Source organism: Mesorhizobium alhagi CCNWXJ12-2 (genome assembly GCF_000236565.1).
Taxonomy (GTDB): domain Bacteria; phylum Pseudomonadota; class Alphaproteobacteria; order Rhizobiales; family Rhizobiaceae; genus Allomesorhizobium; species Allomesorhizobium alhagi.
In genome coordinates this window covers 20,981-27,689 of record NZ_AHAM01000123.1, presented here as the reverse complement: position 1 = coordinate 27,689, position 6,709 = coordinate 20,981, and the positions used below count along the sequence as shown (strand labels likewise).

Genomic DNA, 6,709 nt, shown 5'->3' with positions numbered 1-6,709 from the left:
GGGCCCCCAGCGCCTTCAGCTCGGCGTCGCCGCCGGAGAGGTCGACGGTGCGGTCCGCGCCAAGCTTGCTGGCGAAGGCGAGGGGAGCTTCGGCTATGTCGGCGACGGTGATTTCTCCGCAGCCCTCGAGCTTGGCCGCGAGCATGGTCAGAAGCCCGATCGGCCCGGCCCCGAACAGGATGACATTGCGGTCGGCGATATCGCCGGCGCGCGCTACAGCATGCAGGCTTACCGCAAGCGGCTCGGCAAGTGCGGCCGCCTGGTAGGCGACATGCGACGGAACTTTCACGCATTGCGCCGGGATGGCGTCGAAGACGCTGGCGAAACCGCCCTGCATGTGCGGCGTCTTGGAAGCCGAGCCCATGAAGTAGATGTTTTCGCAGAGATTGGCGCGGCCCTCCACGCAGCGGGCGCAATGTCCGCACCAGCGCGACGGATTGACCGCGACGTGGTCGCCGACGCTCAGGCCCGGCGCTGCACCGTTGATCTCGACGATTTCGCCTGAAATCTCGTGGCCGAGGATCAGCGGCGAAGTGACGATGAAATCGCCGGTGCGGGCATGACGGAAATAGTGCAGGTCGGACCCGCATATGCCGCCGGCCCCGAAGCGAATCCGCACCATGCCCGGCGCGAGCGGCCCGAGCGGGTGTTCTATCATCCGCAGATCCTGGGGGCCGAACAGGGTCGCGGCGATTGCATGGTCGGTCATCGGATCAGTCCCAGTTGCGTCGGCAGCCACAGTGAAAGGGCAGGAATGAAGGTTATGACGAGCAGCGCGATCAGCAGCGGAACGAGCCAGGGTAGGATCGCCATGGTGGTTCGCTCGATCGACAGGCCCGAAATCCGCGACAGCACGAACATGACCACGCCTAGCGGCGGCGTCAGCAGCCCGATCATCAGGTTGAGCGTCAGCACCAGCCCGAAATGCACCGGATCGATGTCGAATTTGGCGATGATCGGCATCAGGATCGGCACCATGATTGTGATCGCCGCGATCGTGTCGAGGAAGCAGCCGATGCCGAGCAACAAGACATTCACCAGGATCAGGAAGACCCATTTGTTATCGGTCAGCGAGAACACGAAGTCGGAGAAATACTGCGCAGCCTGGCTAACCGTCAGCAGCCAGGCGAAGATCGATGCGGCGGTGACGATGAAGAGCACAGAGGCGGTCGTCTCGATCGTGTCGAAGCTGGCCTTGGCGAGCGAGCGCAGCGTCATCGAGCGATAGCGCACGAGGCCGAGGAACAGCGACCAGATGACTGCCGCAACCGCGGCTTCCGTCGGCGTGAACCAGCCCATGGTCATGCCGCCGATCAGGATCACCGGCGTCATCAGCGCCATGACCGCGGCGAAGTCGAAATACCAGTCGAGCGCGATCAGCACGACCAGCGCTATGCCGACGGCGAGATTGAGCGAGACCCCGGTGAGCGAAAGCAGGTAGACCAGCACCGGAAAGGCGGCGACCACGAGGACCTCGGCCGATGCGGCGATCAGCCGGCGCAGGCTGAACGGCGTGTCCGAGCCCCAGCCGCGGCGGTAGGCGAAGATTGCCACCGTGATCATCATCAGCACCATCATCACCAGTCCGGGCAGGATGCCGGCCATGAAAAGCGCGCCGATCGAGACATTCGCCATCATGCCGTAGATGACGAAGGGCAGGGATGGCGGAAAGATCGGCCCCAGCGTCGAGGACGCCGCGGTGACGCCAACCGCCGCCTCCGTCGGATAGCCGTGGTCCTTCATCGCCTTGATCTCGATCGTGCCGATGCCGGCAGCGTCAGCCAAGGCCGCGCCCGACATGCCGGCGAAGACCACGGATCCCAGAATGTTGACCTGCGCCAGCCCGCCCTTCATCCAGCCGACGACGGCCAGCGCGAAGGTATAGATGCGGCCGGTGACGCCGGCGCTGTTCATCAGATTGCCGGCGAGGATGAAGAAGGGCACCGCCAGCAGCGGAAAGCTTTCGACGCCCGCGATCATGCGCTGCGCCGTGATGATGTCGGGCGCGACATTGTAGAAGACGAGGTAGAGCAGCGACGCCACCGCCATGGATACGGCGACTGGCGTGCCGACGATCATCAGGAGGAGGAAGGATCCGATCAGGAGCAGCATGGTTCAGATCCCATATCCGTCGAATTCGGCGGGACGTTCGAGCACGGAATATCCACGCCTGAGGTCGGCGACGAAGACCTGGACCTGGCGCAGCGTCATCAGCACGAAACCGGCGAAGACCGTGTAGAAAACGATGTTGCGCGGCAGATTGATTGTAACCATCCGCTCGCGTTGGACGATGCCGGCATAGCGCCACAGCAGCCAGGACATATAGGCGAAGAAGCCGATCGCGATCAGGCTGACGACGAGCGCCAGGACCCGCCCGGCCCGCGCGGGCAGATATTTGTAGAGGATGTCGACATGGATGTGGCGCGTCATGCGCGTGCACATGACCGAACCCAGGAAAACCACGACGACAAGGCAGTTGATCGCGATCTCCTCGGTCCAGGCCAGGCTGTTGTTCAGGACGTAGCGCGTGAAGAACTGCAAGAATACGCAGAGGGACATGCCCCAGAACACCGCGAGCGTCAGCCAGTCCTCGAGCGCGTAGCGCGACAGATCGACAGGCGCGATTTCTTCCTCGAAGGCATGCGCCAATTCTTCGGCAGTAACTTGGGTGTGGACTTCCTCGGTCATGGTCGCTGCTCCGGAAATGGGGAGATCGGGACTGCGCATGGAGACCGGCCCGGCGCAGGTCGCGCCGGGCCGGGATTTCGCGCCGATTTACTTGACGGCGCGGATCGCTTCCCAGTCGGCCTTTTCGTAGCCGAACTCCTCGAAGGTCGCCTTTTCCAGGACGTTCTTCTCGAAATCAGCGGTGTCGGATTCCACGACGGTCAGGCCCTTGTCCTTGAACTCCTGCACGAGTTCCTGCTCGCGCGCGACGATCTTTTCCGTCGCCCGCGCGGCGGCCTCCTGCATCACTTCCGTGAAGATGGCCTTGTCTTCGTCCGAAAGCTGCGACCAGCGCGTCTGCGAGACGATGGTGTTCAGGTGATCGACGATATGGCCGGTCAGGTTGATATGGGTCTGCACCTCATAGAACTTCTTCGCCTCGATCGTGGTCAGTGGGTTTTCCTGCGCCTCAACCGTGCCCTGCTGGAGGGCAAGGTAGACTTCGGCGAAGGCGATCGGAGCGGTGTTGGCGCCGCAGGCGCGGGGCATGGCCAGATAGGCGGGAACATCCGGAACGCGGATCTTCAGGCCCTGCATGTCGGCGCATTTCTCGAGCGGCTTGTTCGCCGTCGCGTGGCGGGTGCCGTAATAGGTTGTCGCCACGATGTGATGGCCCGACGCTTCCTCGTAGCCCGCCGTCAACTCCTTGTAGATGTCGCTCTTGGCATAGGCGAGCAAATGGTCGGCGTCGCGGAAGATGTAGGGGTAATAGGTGACGCCGATGCGCGGATATTCACGCGCCGCGAAGCTCGATCCGGAAATGATGATATCGACGGTCCCAAGCGTCAGACCCTGGTTGATGTCGGCTTCCTTGCCGAGCTGCGAGGCCGGGAAGACGTCGACCGTGTAGCGTCCATCTGTGCGCTTCTTGATCTCTTCGGCCGCCCACACCGACTCGGTGTGGAAAGGCTCTGAGGTTTCGTAGACATGGGCCCATTTCAGGGCCGTCTGAGCCGAAGCGGAAGCCATGGGCATGGCGATCGCTGCGATCGTGCCGAAAAGAACTGCGTATTTCCTCAACATCGTATTCCTCCCTGTGATGGATTGGCTGCTCCGGCTGGATCTCCTCCAGGCCGGCCGACTTCTATTCCGTGACCTCCCGGCCCACGGATTTCTCACCGAAATTGCGTGAGAATCTCAGTTGCGACAACCGCAAATGCTCCTGCATTGCAGTTTTCGCCCGTTCCGGGTCGCGCGCGGCGATCGCGTCGCGCACCGCGCGATGCTCCTCGGCGGCCGCCCGCCAGGACTCCCTGTTTTCGAAATAGCTCGACAGGAGTTGGAAGTAAGGGTTCATGCGCTGGTCGAACAATTCGCCGATGAAGCGCGCCAGGACGGCATTTCCAAGAATGCCGGCCACGGCCGTATGGAATTCGCGGTCGAGCGCAATTGTCACCTTGGTCGGATGGCTCATATCTTCCATCCGGCGCAACACATCGTCCAGCAGTTCAAGATCGGCGGGCTGGACGTGGAGCGCGGCTTCGGCGGCGATCGCCCCTTCGATGAATTCACGCGCACGCAACAGCTCGAAGGGTCCTTCGTCCGTTTCGGCTGCCAACGCGGCGGCGCGTGGAGTTTCAGTGACGTAAATGCCGGAACCGACACGAATGCGTATTCTGCCCTCGACCTCCAGCGCAATCAGCGCCTCACGGACGGTCGGGCGGGAGATACCAAGCTGATCGGCGAGTTCGCGCTCAGTCGGCAGGCGTTCGCCGGCGGCAAATTCGCCCGATTCGATCAGCTGCCTGAGCTGATCGGCGATCTGCCGGTAAAGCCGACGTGGTTCAACCGCCTGGATCGGCATTGCCGAATTCCTCCCATGCGTTATCGGCAAGTGGTAAATTGGTCTGACCGATTTATGCAACGTGCTTCGGAAAATTCGAGAAGTCAAGGAGCAGACGATGAATTGGGCGGGTATCCGCCAGAGGAGGTCCTCGGGCGCCGCTTGGCGTGGCGATTGCGAGAAAATATCGATACGAGGGGCGGTACAAATTTCGGGCCAACGGTCAGATTGGGCGCATGAATCACGATTCCTACGATAATTCCTATATCTCCGGCATTCTGAACTCGGTGAAGACGATCGCGATCGTCGGCGCCTCGGCCAATGACGTCCGGCCGAGCTTCTTCGTGGCGAAGTACCTGATCGCCAAGGGATTTAAGGTGTTTCCCGTCAATCCGAGGCAGGCGGGGAAGGAGATACTCGGGCGCATGACTTACGCAAAACTTGCCGATATCCCGGAACCGGTCGACATGGTCGACATATTCCGGCCATCGAGTGCAGTGCCGGCCATCGTCGATGAAGCCCTGTTGCTCGATCCGCTGCCGAAGGTGATCTGGATGCAGCTTACCATCCGCCATGACGAGGCGGCGGCCAAGGCCGAAGCCGCGGGCATCAAGGTGGTGATGAACCGTTGCCCGAAAATCGAATATGCCCGGCTTGCCGGCGAGATCGGCTGGAACGGCGTCAATTCCGGCGTGCTGTCGTCGAAGAAGCCGATCATGCGTTCGGGCTTCCAGAGTTTCGGCGTCCGGCAGAAGTAGCGCTTTTTCGCAAATCCATTCCGCCGATCGCGGATTCCGCATCCTGGCGATGCGCCCGGCGTCCTGCCGCGGGCATTTTGTTCTTTGCATTTCGGGTTCGGCTTCGCCAAGAATAGACCGCAAATTTCATAACCGGATTTTGGAGGAAAAATGTCTCAGCGCATTCCGGGTTTCAACACGCTGGCCGTTCATGCCGGCGCCAAGCCCGATCCGGCGACGGGCGCACGCGCCACGCCGATTTACCAGACGACGGCGTATGTCTTCGACGATGTCGACCATGCCGCCTCACTGTTCGGACTGAAGGCGTTCGGCAACATCTATACCCGCATCATGAACCCGACCCAGGCGGTGCTGGAGGAGCGCGTTGCAGCACTCGAAGGCGGAACCGCGGCGCTGGCGACGGCTTCCGGCCATGCCGCGCAATTGCTGGTCTTTCACACCATCATGCGATCCGGCGAAAACTTCGTTGCCTCACGCAAGCTCTATGGCGGCTCGATCAACCAGTTCGGCCATGCCTTCAAGAATTTCGGCTGGGAGGTGCGCTGGGCCGATGTCGACGATATCTCGACCTTCGAGAACCAGATCGACGGCAAGACGCGAGGCATCTTCGTCGAGAGCCTCGCCAATCCCGGCGGTGAATTCGTCGACATCGCCGCGATCGGCGAGATCGCGCGCAAGCATGGCCTGCCGCTGATCGTCGACAACACCATGGCCACCCCTTATCTGCTGCGCCCGATCGAGCACGGCGCCGACATTGTCGTGCATTCGCTGACGAAGTTCATCGGCGGCCACGGCAATTCGATGGGCGGCGTGATCGTCGACGGCGGCACGTTCGACTGGTCGAAATCCGGCAATTACCCGATGCTGTCGGACCCGCGCCCCGAATATGGCGGCGTGGTGCTGCACGAGACTTTCGGCAATTTCGCCTTCGCCATCGCCTGCCGCGTGCTGGGCTTGCGCGATTTCGGTCCGGCGATAGCGCCCTTCAATGCCTTCCTGATCCTGACCGGACTGGAGACCCTGCCGCTCAGGATGCAGCGTCATTGCGACAATGCGCAAAAGGTCGCCGAATGGCTGTCGAAGCAGAGCCAGGTCGCCTGGGTCTCATACCCCGGGCTTCCGGAAGACAAGAACCACGCGCTGCAGCAGAAATACTCGCCGCTCGGCGCGGGCGCGGTTTTCACCTTCGGCCTGAAGGGCGGCTATGCGGCGGGCGTCAAGCTGGTCGAAGGGCTCGAACTCTTCTCGCACCTTGCAAATATCGGCGACACAAAATCGCTGGTCATCCATCCGGCATCGACCACGCACCGCCAGCTTTCCGACGAGCAGAAAGTCGCGGCCGGCGCCGGTCCGGACGTGGTCCGGCTTTCGGTCGGCATCGAGAATGTCGAGGACATCATCGCGGATCTGGAGCAGGTGTTCGCTAAACTAGGGTGAGCGA

Annotated in this window: 7 protein-coding genes; 2 read left to right on the top strand and 5 right to left on the bottom strand. The window is 61.9% G+C overall.

Features of this window, described 5'->3' with window-relative positions:
* The 5 genes from MAXJ12_RS14525 to MAXJ12_RS14505 all read right to left on the bottom strand — a co-directional run.
* The coding region (locus tag MAXJ12_RS14525) for an alcohol dehydrogenase catalytic domain-containing protein (protein WP_008836655.1) at positions 1–709 on the bottom strand (709 nt) is incomplete at its 3' end.
* Positions 706–2,112 (bottom strand): TRAP transporter large permease, encoded by a 1,407-nt coding sequence (locus tag MAXJ12_RS14520; RefSeq protein WP_008836654.1) that lies wholly within the window; start codon positions 2,110–2,112, stop codon positions 706–708. The genes MAXJ12_RS14525 and MAXJ12_RS14520, both read right to left, overlap by 4 nt.
* Positions 2,113–2,115: 3 nt before the next feature.
* The gene (locus MAXJ12_RS14515; RefSeq protein ID WP_008836653.1) at positions 2,116–2,688 is read right to left on the bottom strand and encodes a TRAP transporter small permease; all 573 of its coding nucleotides are present in this window, start codon (positions 2,686–2,688) and stop codon (positions 2,116–2,118) included.
* An 87-nt stretch (positions 2,689–2,775) separates the two neighbouring features.
* Positions 2,776–3,750: a sialic acid TRAP transporter substrate-binding protein SiaP gene (locus MAXJ12_RS14510; protein WP_008836652.1), complete on the bottom strand. Its 975-nt coding sequence runs from the start codon at positions 3,748–3,750 to the stop codon at positions 2,776–2,778.
* A gap of 61 nt (positions 3,751–3,811) precedes the next feature.
* Positions 3,812–4,531, bottom strand: coding sequence for a FadR/GntR family transcriptional regulator (locus tag MAXJ12_RS14505; protein WP_008836651.1), 720 nt, complete (start codon positions 4,529–4,531; stop codon positions 3,812–3,814).
* A gap of 215 nt (positions 4,532–4,746) precedes the next feature.
* On the opposite strand from MAXJ12_RS14505, the gene MAXJ12_RS14500 reads away from it, so the two are divergent.
* Positions 4,747–5,268, top strand: a complete 522-nt coding sequence (locus MAXJ12_RS14500) for a CoA-binding protein (protein ID WP_008836650.1) — start codon at positions 4,747–4,749, stop codon at positions 5,266–5,268.
* Between the two features lie 150 nt (positions 5,269–5,418).
* Positions 5,419–6,705: an O-acetylhomoserine aminocarboxypropyltransferase gene (locus tag MAXJ12_RS14495; protein ID WP_008836649.1), complete on the top strand. Its 1,287-nt coding sequence runs from the start codon at positions 5,419–5,421 to the stop codon at positions 6,703–6,705.
* Positions 6,706–6,709: the final 4 nt, after the last annotated feature.